Here is a 14366-nt window from a genome sequence, read left to right on the forward strand (position 1 = left end):
TTTTGCCGTCCGCCGCACCCCCGTCCCCACGGGGTTTCATGGGTGGATGTCCCCGCCCGGACCGCTCTTCCGGGCCTGGGGTCGCCGCTCAGCGCCCCAGCATCACTCCCACGGACGACGCTTGTGTGGCCACGGTCTCCCAGCCGTCGAAGACGACCAGCAGCAGGACCGCCAGGGGAAGTGCCATCAAGGTCGCCACCAGTGGGTGGCGACGGCCCGTGCGGCGGGTGCGGAACGCCGCGTCGTACGCCTTGCGTCCCTCGGTGCGGATCAATGCCCGCGGTGCCGTCTGGGCCATGGTCCCTCTCCTGACCGTGCTCCGTTGACCAAACTCTGTTGTCTTTGCTTTGGCAGCGGCGGGTGTCTGACCTCGGGGGACGAGTGCTGCACCCGCCGCTTGACCTCAAATCTAGGCGTACGGCGGGTGCGGGTCGTCATGCCCTCGTACCGATTGGCGGGCCTCCCGGAGGATGAGCAATGACCTGCGAACTACTCCCCTGGGTGGAGACCGGCTCCTAGGTCTCGGGGTCTTCCCGGAGGGGGAGTCCGGTGTGCCCCGCTTTCTCTGAGCTGTCCTCCCGCGGGACCGGCTGCTCCACCAGGGCGAGGACCCTGGTCGCCATGAAGCGGGCCGTACGCACGACGGAGCCGCTACGGGTGACTTCGCTCACTTCCACCACCCCTCTGCGCACCGCCGTCTCCACCCGGCGGCCCGCCCTGCTCGCCACCACCTCGTAGGTACGTGTTGTGTCGCCGGCGTCCACCACTATCTCGACGCGATCACCCTTCACGCGCTCAATCCCCCTTCTGTGATGGTTGGTTGGGGTCCGAGGTGATGTGAAGTCCTGCCGCTCGCAACGCCTCTGACCACTCTTCAAGTTTCCCACCCGGCACTGACAATCCGTCGGTCGGAGAGGGCGCGGCCTTTGCGCGCGGGCGCCCGTGGAAACGTAAGCTGTCGCTCGTCACACGGACCGGGCAGCGGGGATGAACATGGCGATGATGCGCCTGAGGCGCGAGGACCCGCGCGTCGTCGGCTCGTTCAGGCTTCACAGACGGCTCGGCGCGGGGGGCATGGGCGTCGTCTATCTGGGCTCCGACCGCAAGGGACAGCGGGTCGCGCTGAAGGTCATCCGGCCGGATCTGGCGGAGGACCAGGAGTTCCGTTCGCGGTTCGCGCGCGAGGTCTCGGCGGCCCGGCGGATCCGCGGCGGGTGCACCGCCCGGCTCGTCGCGGCGGATCTCGACGCCGATCGGCCGTGGTTCGCCACGCAGTACGTGCCCGGGCCCTCCCTGCACGACAAGGTCGCCGACGAGGGCGCGCTCGGTGCCGCCGAGGTCGCCGCGATCGGGGCCGCCCTGTCCGAGGGGCTCGTCGCGGTGCACGAGGCCGGGGTCGTCCACCGGGACCTCAAGCCGTCGAACATCCTCCTCTCCCCCAAGGGCCCGCGGATCATCGACTTCGGGATCGCCTGGGCGACCGGGGCGTCGACGCTCACACATGTCGGTACGGCGGTCGGGTCGCCGGGATTCCTCGCCCCCGAGCAGGTGCGGGGGGCGGCCGTCACTCCGGCCACCGACGTGTTCTCGCTCGGGGCCACGCTCGCTTACGCCTCCACCTCCGACTCGCCCTTCGGGCACGGTAGTTCCGAGGTCATGCTGTACCGCGTGGTGCACGAGGAGGCGCAGCTGCACGGGGTGCCCGACGCGCTCGCGCCGCTGGTCCGCGCGTGCCTCGCGAAGGATCCCGAGGAGCGGCCCAGCACGCTTCAGCTGTCCTTGCGGCTCAAGGAGATCGCGGCGCGCGAGGCGCAGGGGATGGCTGATGTCCGGCCGCCTTCGCCGCGGGCGGCCGAGGCGGATCGACCCACCGGGCGGCTTGCCGACAGCTATCCGGAGCAGCAGCGGACACAGGGCGGGCGGCGGCCGCATCCGCAGGGTCCGCAGGGTACTCCGGCGCCGCGTGGTGCGGCTCCGTCGTCCCGGGGTGGCGGCAGTCCGTCGCGTGGGGGCGGCAGTCCGTCGCGTGGGGGCGGGGTGCCGTCCCGGCCGGGGCAGCCTCGGCCGACTCCGGCGGGGCGCAGCACGACGCGGTCCGGTGGTGGCGGCAGTGGGAGTCGGCCCGCGCCCCGCAGTGGGGCGGGGCGGTCGGGTCCGCGGACCACGGGTACCAAGTTGCGGCCGGCGAATCCGCGGCTGCTGCGGCAGCGGTTGTTCGTGTTCGTCGTGGTGACGTTGCTGGTGGCGTTGGGGATCGCGGTGGCTCAGGGGTGTTCCGGGCCGGCCCATGGGCTTGGGCCCGTGGGGCGTGGCAGTGTCGTGGGGGCGAACAGTTCCGTTCCGGGTGGGGTCAGGGAGTAGCAGGGCGCTTTTTCGCTGAGTGGTGCGGGCCCGGGGTGGAGAGTACTGGAGTTGACTCCCGCGCCTACAGCCCCGGCCAGACCCGCTCGAAGAACTCCCGGTCCGCCTCGAAGAGCGGGGTCAGTTTCAGGAACTCGGTCGGTGTGACCCAGCGGACCTCGGAGACCTCGGCCGGGTCGGGGACGATCGTGCCGTCGCCTGTTTCGGTGGCGGTCCACCAGTGGAGGCGGAAGCGGCCGTCGTACGCCTGGGACTCCCAGACCTTGGTCAGGGGGGAGACCGCGAGGCCGACTTCCTCGTGGACCTCTCTGACCAGGGCTTCTTCCTGGGTTTCGCCTGGTTCCAGCTTGCCGCTGAGCGGGGCCCAGTAGCCGGGGCTCGACGAGTCGGGGCCGCGCCGGATGACGAGGACGCGGTCCGCGCGTCGGAGTACGGCGACGATCGCCTCGCGCTGGGCCAAGCGGGCTCCTAGAGTTCGGGGCGGCCGGTGGCCACCGCGTAGAAGGCGACCGCGGCGGCGGCACCCACGTTGAGGGAGTCGACGCCGTGGGCCATGGGGATGCGGACCCATTCGTCGGCGGCCACCAGGGCCTGGGTGGACAGGCCGTCGCCCTCCGCTCCCAGCATGAGGGCCACTCGGTCCATGCGGTGGGGCGCGGCCTCGTCGAGGCTCTTCGCCTTTTCGTCGGGGGTGAGGGCCAGGAGCGTGAAGCCTGCCTCCCGGACCGACTCCAGGCCCTTGGGCCAGCTGTCGAGGCGGGCGTAGGGGACGGAGAAGACCGCGCCCATGGAGACCTTGACGCTGCGGCGGTACAGCGGGTCCGCGCAGTCGGGCGACAGCAGTACCGCGTCCATGCCGAGGGCCGCCGCCGAGCGGAAGATCGCGCCGATGTTGGTGTGGTCGTTGACCGACTCCATGACCACGACCCGGCGGGTGGTCTGCAGGAGTTCGTCGGCGGTGGGGAGCGGTTTGCGCTGCATGGAGGCCAGGGCGCCTCTGTGGACGTGGTAGCCCGTGACGCGTTCGGCCAGTTCGGGGCTCACCGCGTAGACGGGTGCGGGGAGTTCGTCGATGACGTCGCGCATGACGTCGACCCACTTCGCGGAGAGCAGCATCGACCGCATCTCGTAGCCCGCGTCCTTGGCCCGTCTGATGACCTTCTCGCCCTCGGCGATGAACAGGCCCTCGGCCGGTTCGCGCTTGCGGCGCAGCTCCACGTCGGTCAGGCCCGTGTAATCACGCAGGCGGGGGTCGTCGGGATCCTCAACGGTGATGAGATCGGCCACAGGGTGATACTGCCTTGTCCTGGGTGTGGTGCCAACGGCTGGGAACGGGTTGTGTTACCCGGGGTTACGCGAGTTCCTTCGGTCCTACGGCGACCACCGCGCCGATGACGATCACCGCGGGCGGCCGCACGTCCTCGGTGCGTACGGTCTCGCCGACCGTCGCCAGGGTCGCGTCCACCCGGCGCTGGGCGGCCGTGGTGCCCTCCTGGATCAGGGCGACGGGGGTGTCGGCCGGCTTGCCGTGCGCGATCAGGGTCTCGGCGATCTTCCCTATCTTGTCCACGCCCATGAGGACCACGAGGGTGCCGGTCAGCCTGGCCAGGGACGGCCAGTCGACCAGCGAGCGCTCGTCGTCAGGGGCCACATGGCCGCTCACCACCGTGAACTCGTGTGCGACACCCCTGTGGGTGACGGGGATGCCCGCCGCGGCCGGCACCGAGATCGAGCTGGAGATGCCCGGCACGACCGTGCACGGGATGCCAGCCTCCGCGAGCGCCTGGATCTCCTCCATGCCACGGCCGTAGACGAAGGGGTCGCCGCCCTTGAGGCGGACCACCGACCTGCCCTGGCGGGCATGCTCGATCAGGGCGTTGTTGATGGCCTCCTGAGCCATGTACCGGCCGTACGGGATCTTCGCCGCGTCGATCACCTCGACGTGCGGGGGCAGTTCGGCGAGGAGGTCGCGGGGGCCGAGGCGGTCGGCGATGACCACGTCGGCCTCGGCGAGCAGACGGCGCCCGCGGACCGTGATGAGGTCCGGGTCGCCGGGGCCGCCGCCGACCAGGGCCACGCCCGGGGTGCGGGTGCGGTGGTGCGGGGCGACGAGGGTGCCGTCGCGCAGGCCCGCCACGACCGCGTCGCGGATGGCCGCCGTGTGCCGGGGGTCGCGGCCACGCGCGTCGGTCGTGAGGACGGCGACCGTCACGCCCTCGCTGTGGCCCGTCGCCGGGGTCCACGCGGTGGCCTGGTCGGCGTCGTCGGAACGGACGCACCAGACGCGGTGGGCCTCGGCCTCGGCGGAGGCCCGGGCGTTCGCCTCCGGGTCCGTGGTCGCGATCAGGGCGTACCAGGCGTCCGCCACGTCGCCTTCCGCGTACGGGCGGCGCTCCCAGGCGATCTCGCCCGCGTCCGCCATCGCCTCGACGGACGGGGTCGCCACAGGGGACACGAGGAGGATGTCCGCGCCCGCCGCGATCAGCGCGGGCAGGCGGCGCTGGGCGACCTGTCCGCCGCCGAGGACGACGACCCTGCGGCCGGTGAGGCGGAGGCCTACGGGGTAGGCGGGGTGTTCGGCCATGAGGGTGTGGCTCCTCTTGTACGGCGGGTCTCCCCCGCGTGCTCTCACGGCGCGCGGTGGCCCTGACGTGCAGATTTTAAGGGCAGGGCGGCAGAACGGCCCAGCCGGTCCACCGGCTGGGCCGCACCGCCGACCGCGGGCGCCTACTTCTCCGTCACTCCTGCGGAGTCGAACGTCGCGACCTCGTGCATCGCCCGCGCCGTGCTCTGCACCAGGGGCAGGGCCAGCAGCGCGCCCGTGCCCTCGCCGAGGCGGAGGTCCAGGTCGACCAGGGGGCGCAGGCCGAGCTTGTTGAGCGCGGCCACATGACCGGGTTCGGCGCTGCGGTGGCCCGCGATGCAGGCCGCGAGGACCTCGGGGGCGATCGCCCGGGCGACGAGGGCCGCGGCGCCGGCGCTGACGCCGTCCAGGATCACCGGCGTGCGCAGGGACGCGCCGCCGAGCAACAGACCGACCATCGCCGCGTGTTCGAAGCCGCCGACCGCGGCGAGGACGCCGATCGGGTCGGCCGGGTCCGGCTGGTGGACGTCGATCGCGCGGCGCACGACCTCCGTCTTGCGGGCCAGGGTCTCGTCGTTGATGCCGGTGCCCCGGCCGGTGACCTCGGCGGGGTCGGTGCCCGTGAACACCGAGATCAGGGCCGCCGACGCGGTGGTGTTCGCGATGCCCATCTCACCGGTGAGCAGCGCCTTGTTGCCGGCCGCCACCAGGTCGCGGGCGGTCTCGATGCCCACCTCGATGGCCTGCTTGGCCTCCTCGCGGGACATCGCGGGACCGGTCGTCATGTCGGACGTGCCGGCCCGGATCTTCCGGGGCAACAGGCCCGGCGTGGCCGGGAGTTCGGAGGCCACGCCGACGTCCACGACGCACACCTCGGCGCCCACCTGGCTCGCGAAGGCGTTGCAGACCGCCCCGCCGCCGAGGAAGTTGGCGACCATCTGGGCAGTGACCTCCTGCGGCCAGGGCGTGACGCCCTGCGCGTGCACACCGTGGTCACCCGCGAAGATCGCGACGGCCGCGGGCTCCGGGATCGGCGGCGGGCACTGCCGGGAGAGTCCGGACAGCTGCGCGGAGATGATCTCCAGCATGCCGAGCGAGCCCGGCGGCTTCGTCATCCGCTTCTGCCGCTCCCACGCCTCGCCGAGCGCCTTCGCGTCCAGCGGACGGATCCCGGCGACGGTCTCCGCGAGCAGGTCGTGCGGGTCCTCGCCGGGCAGCGCCCGGCGGCCGTAGGTCTCCTCGTGCACGACCCAGGACAGCGGGCGGCGCTTGGACCAGCCCGCCTGCATCAGTTCGGGCTCGTCCGGGAACTCGTCGACGTAGCCGACGCAGAGGTACGCGATGACCTCCAGGTGCTCCGGCAGGCCGAGCGCGCGGACCATCTCACGCTCGTCGAAGAAGCTGACCCAGCCGACGCCGAGGCCCTCGGCGCGGGCGGCGAGCCAGAGGTTCTCGACGGCGAGCGCGGCGGAGTAGGGCGCCATCTGCGGCTGGGTGTGCCGGCCGAGCGTGTGGCGGCCGCCGCGGGTGGGGTCGGCGGTGACGACGATGTTCACCGGGGTGTCGAGGATGGCCTCGATCTTCAGTTCCTTGAACTGCTTGGCCCTGCCCTTGGGCAGCGACTTCGCGTACGCCTCGCGCTGGCTCTCGGCCAGTTCGTGCATGGCGCGGCGGGTCTCGGCGGACCGGATGACCACGAAGTCCCACGGCTGCGAGTGCCCGACCGACGGCGCGGTGTGCGCGGCCTCCAGCACCCGCAGCAGCACGTCGTGCGGGATCGGGTCGCTGCGGAAGCCGTTGCGGATGTCCCGGCGCTCGCGCATCACCTTCAGCACGGCCTCGCGCTCGGCGTCGTCGTAGGCGGGAGCGGCCGGGCCGGTGGACTCTCGTACGTCTTCCACTGCGGCCGTGCTCTCTTCTTCCTGATCGGCGGCCCGGGTGTCCAGGTCGTCGGCGTGCTGTACGAGTTCCGGTCCGAGGTCGGCGTCCGCCTCACGGGGTGCGGGCACGGCGGCGAACGCGTCCTCCGCGCCGACGAGTTGCTCCTCCGGGGGCAGCGTGAGCGGGTGCGGCGGGGTCGGCGCGAGGTGCGGGGTGGTGGGCACCGAGCCCTCCACCGGCACGAAACGGCCCAGCGAGTCGTCCGGGTGCGGCGGCGGCGCGCTCGCCGATCGGTCGTCCGCGTCCGCCTGTGGGGGCTGGACGGGTTCCACCTCCTCGGGAGTGGCCGGCTGCGCCTGCGGCACGGCCGGGAGGACCGGCTCCGGCTCCGGCAGCGCCTCGGCCTCCACCACGGGCTCGGGCTCGGGCAGCGGGCCGGGGACCTCCGCCACGACGGGGGACGGCTCCGGTGCGGGGTCGGCCGCGGGTGCGGGTGCGGCTTCCACGACCGCTTCGGGCTCGGGCAGCCCGGTCATGGCCGGGGCGGCTTCGGCGAAGGCGGGGGTCTCCGGGGCGAAGGGGGGCTCAACCTCCGTGGGGGCGGGCTGAGTCGGGGCCGCTTCCTGGACGTCGGCCGGGCCGTCGACGGGGGCGATCTCCTGGACGGGGGCGGCCTCGTGGACGGGCGGGGTGTCGAGCGCCTGCTCCATCACGGGAGCGTGCTCCACTGCAGGACCCGGCTCCGCCGCGTGAGCCTGCTCGGCCGTGAAGACCTGGTCGGCCGCCGGGGCCTGCTCGGGAGTGGCCGCGGCCTCGGCGACGAACGGCTCCTCGGCCACCGGTACGGCCTCCGCGACGAGCTGTTCCGGCTGCGGCTCCTGCGCGGCGGCCACGACGGGCACACCCTCGGGAACCGGACCGGCGGCCATGACCGGCGTCTCGTCGGGAGCCGGACCCGTGCCGCCCACCGGCACGTCCTCGGCCACCGGAGCGACCGCGCTCTCGGCGGCGGCAGCGGCGTCCGGTACGGACTCCGGCTCGGCGCCGTGCGCGTGGAACCGGGCCTGCGCCGGCTCCTGGGGCTGCTCCGGCGGCTGGCCGGCGGCGGAAAGCTGTACGCCCCCGGGCAGTTGGCCCGTCTCGTGGACCCCGGCGTTCCCTGAGGTCTCGGTGCTGACGTGGGCGAACGGGGTCGCGGGCTCCCCGGCGACCATCTGGCCCTGCACCTGCCAGGCGGTCCCGGCCTCGGGCGCCTGCGCCAGCCCCGCACCGGTGCCGGCACTCGCGGCCATGGCCGTGACCGGGCCAGGCTCGGGCGCGACGACGCCTGAGTCCAGGGCTGTCGCGATGCCACCGCCCACCGCGACCGGAGCCTGCGCCGGTGCCGGCTGCTCCGCGGATTCGTGGCCCGGTTCGACAAGCGGAACAACCGTTTCCGCTGTCCGCGGCCCCGCGCCCACCGGCGGCTGGACGCCCCACGGGGACGCGCCCTGCGGGGGCAGGTCACGGAGTTGGGGCGCGTCGAAGTACTCGGGGCCGGTCGCCGCCGGGACCGGCTGCCGTACCGGCGCGCCCGCGGGGCCGCGGTCGGCGAGGGAACGGACCGGGCTGGCCGAGGTGTCCGGGAGGGGCGGGCCGAGGTGGAGCGGACGGCGCGGCGGGACAGGAGCGGGCGGTGGCGGTGCGGGATGCCTGACGGCACCCAGATCGACCGCACCGCTGTCACGCCCGTCCGTCTCGTGCGGACCCGGCTCGTGCACGACGGCTTCCTGCGGACCGGACTCGGGCACGGCGGCCTCGGGCGCGACCGGCTCCGGTGCGGCGGCCTCGTAGGCGGCAGCGTCGTACACCGCGCCTTCGTACGCCGTGCCGTCGTGCGCGGCACCCTCGTAGGCGACCTGCTCCGGCGCGGCCTGCTCCTGCGGAGCGGGCTCGTGGACGGTCTCGACCACGGGCTCGGGGGCGGGGGGCGGGACCTCGTTGCCCCAGGCGCCCTGGGCGCCCGGCAGCAGCAGGAGGTCTTCGTCCTCGGCGGTGGTCTCGGAGAGGTAGGTGTACGCGCCGTGCGCGGGAACGCCCGGCTGTTCCACCATGCCTGCGTTCTCCGGCAGCCCCTCGGCCGGGATCTGGCCGGTGTCGGTCATGCGTACCCCTCGCCCATCGGTTAGTGCTTCTACGACCCGCTCACCGGGAACGGCGCACCGACCGCCCCGCAGTGGAGAACGAGCGTGCCTGTCCAGCGGCACGAACGACCCGGCGTCAAAAAGCGACAAAGCCATTTAGACGACAAAGCCATTCACTGGCATTGTCGCGGCCGATCAGCCGTCGCGACAGCTTGATCCGCGACGGTCCGCTGTGGACTGCGCCACGTTGCGCGTCCTCCGGTTTCGCCGTACCACACTCACCCCAAAACGGGCGGGTTTTCCGGACATTGACGAACGAAGTGCCGGGTCACCCGAAGCGGTACAACAGTCCGCCAGCCTACCGCGCGCAGTACGACAACAGGATCACGGGGACGGAGTGAGAGGTCAGGAAACGCGTTCCGGAAGGAGGCCGCTGAGCAGGAACGCGACGCTGCGTTCCGTCTCCGTCCAGGCCCTGGTGTCGAGTTCGACGGACTGCAGGAGGGCGCACTCGACGTGGTAGCCGTGCTCCGTCAGGTCGCGGCCGATCAACTCGGCCTCGTCGCGGGTGGCCGCGTGCGCCACGAGCCGCTGCGGGCGCCGGTCGGCGACCGCGGAGACGACCGCCACTCCCCCGCCGCCGACGCGCACCACATCGGGTTCGGGGAGGTTCTCCAGGACGTGCGGGGCGTCGCCCCGGACGATCTGGAGGTGCACGCCGAAGCTGCGGGCGGCGGAGTCGGTGCGGGTGCAGGCCTGGGTGTCGCGGTCGACGGCGATGACGGCGGCTCCGGCGCGGGCCGCCTCGATGGCGAAGGCGCCGCTGCCGCAGCCGATGTCCCACACGAGGTCGCCGACGCGGGGGCCGAGGCGGGCGAGTTGCGCGGCCCGGAGCAGATCCGTCTCGCCCTCGCCGAGCCGGCCGCCGTAGGCCTCGGCGGGGAGGGTCCAGCCGCGGGCGACGGCGGACGGGTCGCGGCCGGCGATCCAGCCCTCGCCGGTGACGCCGGCGACGGTGGGGCCGACCGGGCCGCCCATGACGATGACGACGTTGGGGTCGCGCCAGGTGCGGTCGGCGGCCTTGTCGGAGGTGAGGACGGTGACCTGTTCGTGCTCGGTGCCCAGTTCCTCGCAGATCACGAAGGTGCGGTGGACGCCCTCCATGAGGAGGCCCAGCTCGGCGGGTCCCGCGCCCGGTGAGGTGAGGACGGCGACTTTGGTGTGGGCCCGGCATACGTTCACCGCGCGTCGCAGGGTGCGCCGGTGTGCGACGACCACCTGCGCGTCGTCCCAGGGCATCCCGGCGCGGGCGAAGGCGGCGGCCACCGAGGAGACGGCGGGGACGACCTCGACCTCAAGGCCGAACTCGGGGTCGCGCAGGGTCCGTACGACGCCGAAGAAGCCGGGGTCGCCGTCGGCGAACACGACCGCGGAGCCGCGGTGTCCGGCGATCCGGCGGGCGGCGAGGGCGACGCTGCCGAGGCGGATGCGCTCGGCGCGCTCCGACACCTCGGGGAGCGCGAGATGGTGGGGGGCGCCGGCCACGAGGGTGGCGGCGGCGAGGGCGGAGCATGCCGCGGCGGTCAGCGGAGAGCCGTCCCAGCCGATCACCGTGACGCGGTCGGCCATCGTCGTCAGTCTCCAGGGAGTTTTTTCGCAGGTCGTCGGGGAAAGCGGCCCGCACGCGGGCACCGTGAGGGTACCTGGTGCGGCCGGGAGGTGCTCCCCCGCCCGTACCCCGCCGAAGTCAGTTCCAGTCGGCGAGTGACGTGAAACCGTCGACGTCGGCGAGCTGTTCGGCCGTGCCCTCCAGGTCCTCCGGTAGGAGGCTCCACACGATGAAGTCGGTGCGGACGTCGCTCCAGGTGCCGTCGTCGGCGTGGACGTGCGCTATGCACGCGCCCCGCAGGACGCCCTCGCTGATGCAGCCGATCTTCTGCGCGACCTGCTGGGAGGCGGTGTTGTCGGCGGCGGTGCGCAGTTCGATGCGCTCCAGCTTCTGGTCCCCGAACAGCCATTGGGCGGTGGCGAGCGCGGCCTCGGAGGCGTAGCCCTCGCCGCGTGCCCAGGGGGCGATGATGTACGACAGCTCGGTGGACCGGATGTGCCAGTTGGTCTTGGTCAACTGGACGATGCCGACGAGGCGTTGGGTGAGGAACTCGGTGACGGCGAGGTCGAGGCCGCGGCCCGAGGTGCGTGCGGTGGGCGCGTACTCGGTGATCCAACGGCGGGCCTGGGCCTCGGAGTAGGGCTGGGGGACGTCGGTCCAGGACCCGACCTGTTCGTCGTTCATCATCTCCGTCAGCGCGGGGACGTCGTCCTCGTCGAGGGGCCGCAGCACCAACCGCTCCGTGCTGATGGAGATGTTGGGGAAGGTGCTCGTCATGCGCCGCTCCGTAGCCTTCGGAAAATGTTCAGGGCAACCTGAACTGCCCAGCATGCAGCATGAAAGCACCGAACCGCACCACGGGGTCCACCCAAGGTGAGTGGGTGGACCCCGTGAGTTGCGGCGAGTTGTCTACAAGACGACTCCGAAGTACGACACGAGTCAGAAGGACGTGATGACTCAGAAGGACGGGATGACCGAACCGGCGTACTTGTCCTCGATGAACTTCTTGACCTCGGGCGAGGTCAGCAGCTTCGCGAGCTTCTTGACGCGCGGGTCCTTCTCGTTGCCCTTCTTCACGGCGAGGAAGTTGCCGTACGGGTTGTTCGTCGCCGACTCCAGGACCAGGGCGTCCTTGGCGGGCTTGAGGCCCGAGGAGATGGCGTAGTTGCCGTTGATGACGGCCGCGTCGACGTCGTCCAGGGAGCGCGGGGTCTGGGCCGCCTCCAGCTCCTTGAACGTGAGCTTCTTCGGGTTCTTCGTGATGTCCGCGGGGGTCGCCTCGTTGCCCACACCGGCCTTGAGGGTGATCAGTCCGTTCGCCGCGAGCAGCTTGAGGGCGCGGGCCTCGTTGACGCTGTCGTTCGGGACGGCGACGGTCGCGCCGCTCTTGAGGGCGTCGGCGCTCTTGACCTTGTGGGAGTAGAGGCCGAGCGGCTCCAGGTGGACCGTGACGACGGACACGATGTGGGTGCCGTTCTTCTTGTTGAAGTCGTCGAGGTACGGCTTGTTCTGGAAGTAGTTGGCGCCCACCGAGCCGTCCTCGGTCGCCGTGTTCGGCGTGACGTAGTCGGTGAACTCCTTGACCTCCAGGTCGAGTCCGGCCTTCTTCGCCAGGTGGTCCTTGACGTAGTCGAGGATCTCGGCGTGCGGGGTGGGGCTCGCGGCGACGACCAGCGGTCCGCTGTAGTCGGAGGCCGAGGAGGAGTCCTTGCCCGAGCCGCAGGCGGAGAGCGCGAAGGTGAGGGCTCCGGCGGCCGCGACGGCGGTGGTGATCTTGGCGGTGTTACGCACGAAAAGTGCCTTTCCTGAGGGGTGTTACGACCCCGCGTTGGGTGGTGCGGGGAGTCTGTGGGAGTGCCGGGCCGCCTACGCGGCCTTCAGCAGCCGGAGCCTGGGCCCCGGGCCGGTGCGTCCGCCGCGCCGGTGCAGGGAGCGGGCCGCGTAGTCGCCGGCGAACTGGATGAGGGAGATGACGACCGCGAGGATCGCCACGGTGATCCACATCAGCTGGGTCTCGAAGCGCTGGTAGCCGTAGCGGATGGCGATGTCGCCGAGGCCGCCGGCGCCGACCGTGCCGGCCATCGCGGAGTAGCCGATGAGCGCGACGATCGTGGTCGTGGTGCTGGAGATCAGCGAGGGCAGCGACTCGGGGACGAGGACCTTGCGCACGATGGTCCAGGTGTTGCCGCCCATCGACTGGACGGCCTCGACGAGCCCGCCGTCCACTTCCCGGACAGCCGTCTCGACCAGGCGCGCGAAGAACGGGATCGCCCCGATCGCGAGCGGCACGATGGCGGCCTCGCGGCCGATGGTCGTACCGGTGACCGTCCGGGTGAAGCCCATCAGCGCGACCATCAGGATGATGAACGGCAGCGAGCGGGCCACGTTGACGATCTGGCCGATGACCTTGTTCGCGGCCAGGTTCTGGAGCAGACCGCCGCGGTCGGTCAGGACCAGCAGGATGCCGAGCGGGAGTCCGCCGACGACGGCGATGACCGTGGACCAGCCGACCATGTAGAGCGTGTCCCAACACGCCTGGGACAGCAGGGGCTGCATCTCCGACCAGGTCACTGGGCACCTTCCTTCAGCAGTACGGGCTCCTGGCCCAGCACGTCGATCTGCAGGCCCTGTTCGCGCAGGAAGCCGATCGGCACGACGTTGTCCTCGTAGCGGCCGGGCAGTTCGATGCGCATGCGGCCGACCTGGAGTCCGCCGACGGTGTCGATGGCGGCGCCGAGGATCGAGATGTCGATGTTGTAGGTGCGCGCGAGCTGCGAGATGACGGGCTGGGTCGCGGCCTCGCCGTGGAAGGTGACGTCGACGACCGTGCGGTCCGTGCCGTGCGCCTCACCGGTGACGGGGAAGAGCGCGGAGGCGAGCTGGGAGCCGGGGGTGGCGAGCAGTTCGCCGACCGTGCCGGACTCGACGATGCGGCCGTTCTCCATGAGCGCGGCCGAGTCGCACACGCTCTTGACGACGTCCATCTCGTGGGTGATGAGCAGGACGGTCAGGCCCAGCTGCCGGTTCAGGTCGCGCAGCAGCTGGAGGATGGAGCGGGTGGTCTCGGGGTCGAGCGCGCTGGTGGCCTCGTCGGAGAGCAGCACCTTGGGGTCGCCGGCCAGGGCGCGGGCGATGCCGACGCGCTGCTTCTGGCCGCCGGAGAGCTGCGCCGGGTAGGACGTGGCCTTGTCGGCGAGGCCGACGAGGTCGAGGAGTTCGAGGGCTTTGGCGGACCGCTCCTTCCCTGACCTGCCGAGGATTTCGAGGGGCAGCTCGATGTTGTCCTGCACGGTCCGCGAGGAGAGCAGGTTGAAGTGCTGGAAGACCATGCCGATACGGCTGCGCGCCTGCCGGAGTTCCCGTCCGGCGCGCGGTCCGCGGCCGGCGAGGGCGGTGAGGTCCTGCCCGGCGACGGTGACCGTGCCGGCGGTGGGCTTCTCCAGGAGGTTGACGCAGCGGATGAGCGAGGACTTGCCGGCGCCGGACTGGCCGATGACGCCGTAGACCTCGCCTTCGCGGACGTGGAGATCGACGCCGTCGAGGGCGGTGACCTCACGGCCGCGTGAGCGGTAGACCTTGGTCAGGCCCGATGTGGTGATCACTGGGGTTCCATGACTGTCGGGTACGCGGGCGTGGGTGTGCCCTGGGTACGAGGGGGAATTGTGCGCTGGGCGGCGTCCACCGCGTGCGGCACGGCGCAGCGGGCGTGGACATGCCTCAACGGCTCGCTTCGGGGCTCTCCCACTCTCGACTGCGTTCGAGCGGGAGGTACCCCCACGGCTCGGGGGCGGTCCGGGGGCCTTCTAGA

The 14366-nt window shown here is 72.0% G+C and carries 12 protein-coding genes; 1 reads left to right on the forward strand and 11 read right to left on the reverse strand.

The features are described from left to right. Positions 1-88: 88 nt before the first annotated feature. Entirely contained in the window at positions 89-298 is a 210-nt protein-coding gene (locus ACIPTO_RS27100; RefSeq protein ID WP_366323049.1) for a hypothetical protein, read from the reverse strand. A gap of 217 nt (positions 299-515) precedes the next feature. Next, positions 516-791, reverse strand: coding sequence for a hypothetical protein (locus ACIPTO_RS27105; RefSeq protein WP_033282228.1), 276 nt, complete (start codon positions 789-791; stop codon positions 516-518). A 196-nt stretch (positions 792-987) separates the two neighbouring features. Between ACIPTO_RS27105 and ACIPTO_RS27110 the strand changes: the two genes are divergently transcribed. After that, a complete protein-coding gene (locus ACIPTO_RS27110; protein WP_401196353.1) occupies positions 988-2361 on the forward strand; it encodes a serine/threonine-protein kinase in 1374 nt (457 codons plus the stop codon). A 64-nt stretch (positions 2362-2425) separates the two neighbouring features. Here the strand turns inward: ACIPTO_RS27110 and ACIPTO_RS27115 are convergent, their stop codons facing one another. The 9 genes from ACIPTO_RS27115 to ACIPTO_RS27155 all read right to left on the reverse strand — a co-directional run bounded on the left by ACIPTO_RS27115 (position 2426) and on the right by ACIPTO_RS27155 (position 14160). Then, positions 2426-2821, reverse strand: coding sequence for an NUDIX domain-containing protein (locus tag ACIPTO_RS27115; protein WP_401196354.1), 396 nt, complete (start codon positions 2819-2821; stop codon positions 2426-2428). A gap of 8 nt (positions 2822-2829) precedes the next feature. Then, positions 2830-3648 (reverse strand): RNA methyltransferase, encoded by an 819-nt coding sequence (locus tag ACIPTO_RS27120; protein WP_019059837.1) that lies wholly within the window; start codon positions 3646-3648, stop codon positions 2830-2832. A 64-nt stretch (positions 3649-3712) separates the two neighbouring features. Then, a complete protein-coding gene (gene cobA / locus ACIPTO_RS27125; protein ID WP_401196356.1) occupies positions 3713-4945 on the reverse strand; it encodes a uroporphyrinogen-III C-methyltransferase in 1233 nt (410 codons plus the stop codon). Between the two features lie 143 nt (positions 4946-5088). Next, complete coding sequence (gene cobT / locus ACIPTO_RS27130) at positions 5089-8970, reverse strand: nicotinate-nucleotide--dimethylbenzimidazole phosphoribosyltransferase (RefSeq protein WP_401196359.1); 3882 nt, start codon at positions 8968-8970, stop codon at positions 5089-5091. Positions 8971-9354: 384 nt separating this feature from the next. After that, complete coding sequence (gene cbiE, locus ACIPTO_RS27135) at positions 9355-10578, reverse strand: precorrin-6y C5,15-methyltransferase (decarboxylating) subunit CbiE (protein WP_401196361.1); 1224 nt, start codon at positions 10576-10578, stop codon at positions 9355-9357. Positions 10579-10696: 118 nt separating this feature from the next. Continuing rightward, positions 10697-11335 (reverse strand): GNAT family N-acetyltransferase, encoded by a 639-nt coding sequence (locus ACIPTO_RS27140; RefSeq protein WP_366323035.1) that lies wholly within the window; start codon positions 11333-11335, stop codon positions 10697-10699. A gap of 180 nt (positions 11336-11515) precedes the next feature. Then, complete coding sequence (locus ACIPTO_RS27145) at positions 11516-12349, reverse strand: MetQ/NlpA family ABC transporter substrate-binding protein (RefSeq protein WP_366323033.1); 834 nt, start codon at positions 12347-12349, stop codon at positions 11516-11518. A 75-nt stretch (positions 12350-12424) separates the two neighbouring features. Next, positions 12425-13129 carry a methionine ABC transporter permease gene (locus tag ACIPTO_RS27150; protein ID WP_366323031.1) on the reverse strand — a complete coding sequence of 235 codons (705 nt, stop codon included), beginning with the start codon at positions 13127-13129 and terminating at the stop codon, positions 12425-12427. After that, the gene (locus ACIPTO_RS27155; RefSeq protein WP_401196365.1) at positions 13126-14160 is read right to left on the reverse strand and encodes a methionine ABC transporter ATP-binding protein; all 1035 of its coding nucleotides are present in this window, start codon (positions 14158-14160) and stop codon (positions 13126-13128) included. The genes ACIPTO_RS27150 and ACIPTO_RS27155 overlap by 4 nt, the downstream gene beginning before the upstream one ends. Positions 14161-14366 lie beyond the last annotated feature (206 nt).

Source organism: Streptomyces sp. NPDC090083, assembly GCF_044747445.1.
Taxonomy (GTDB): domain Bacteria; phylum Actinomycetota; class Actinomycetes; order Streptomycetales; family Streptomycetaceae; genus Streptomyces.

What these genes read in the sequence shown, in the direction of transcription:
- cbiE (WP_401196361.1), bottom strand. Translation starts at nt 10,578, where the DNA reads ATGGCCGACCGCGTCACGGTGATCGGCTGGGACGGCTCTCCGCTGACC.
- cobA (WP_401196356.1), bottom strand. Translation starts at nt 4,945, where the DNA reads ATGGCCGAACACCCCGCCTACCCCGTAGGCCTCCGCCTCACCGGCCGC.
- ACIPTO_RS27140 (WP_366323035.1), bottom strand. Translation starts at nt 11,335, where the DNA reads ATGACGAGCACCTTCCCCAACATCTCCATCAGCACGGAGCGGTTGGTG.
- ACIPTO_RS27110 (WP_401196353.1), top strand. Translation starts at nt 988, where the DNA reads ATGAACATGGCGATGATGCGCCTGAGGCGCGAGGACCCGCGCGTCGTC.
- cobT (WP_401196359.1), bottom strand. Translation starts at nt 8,970, where the DNA reads ATGACCGACACCGGCCAGATCCCGGCCGAGGGGCTGCCGGAGAACGCA.
- ACIPTO_RS27100 (WP_366323049.1), bottom strand. Translation starts at nt 298, where the DNA reads ATGGCCCAGACGGCACCGCGGGCATTGATCCGCACCGAGGGACGCAAG.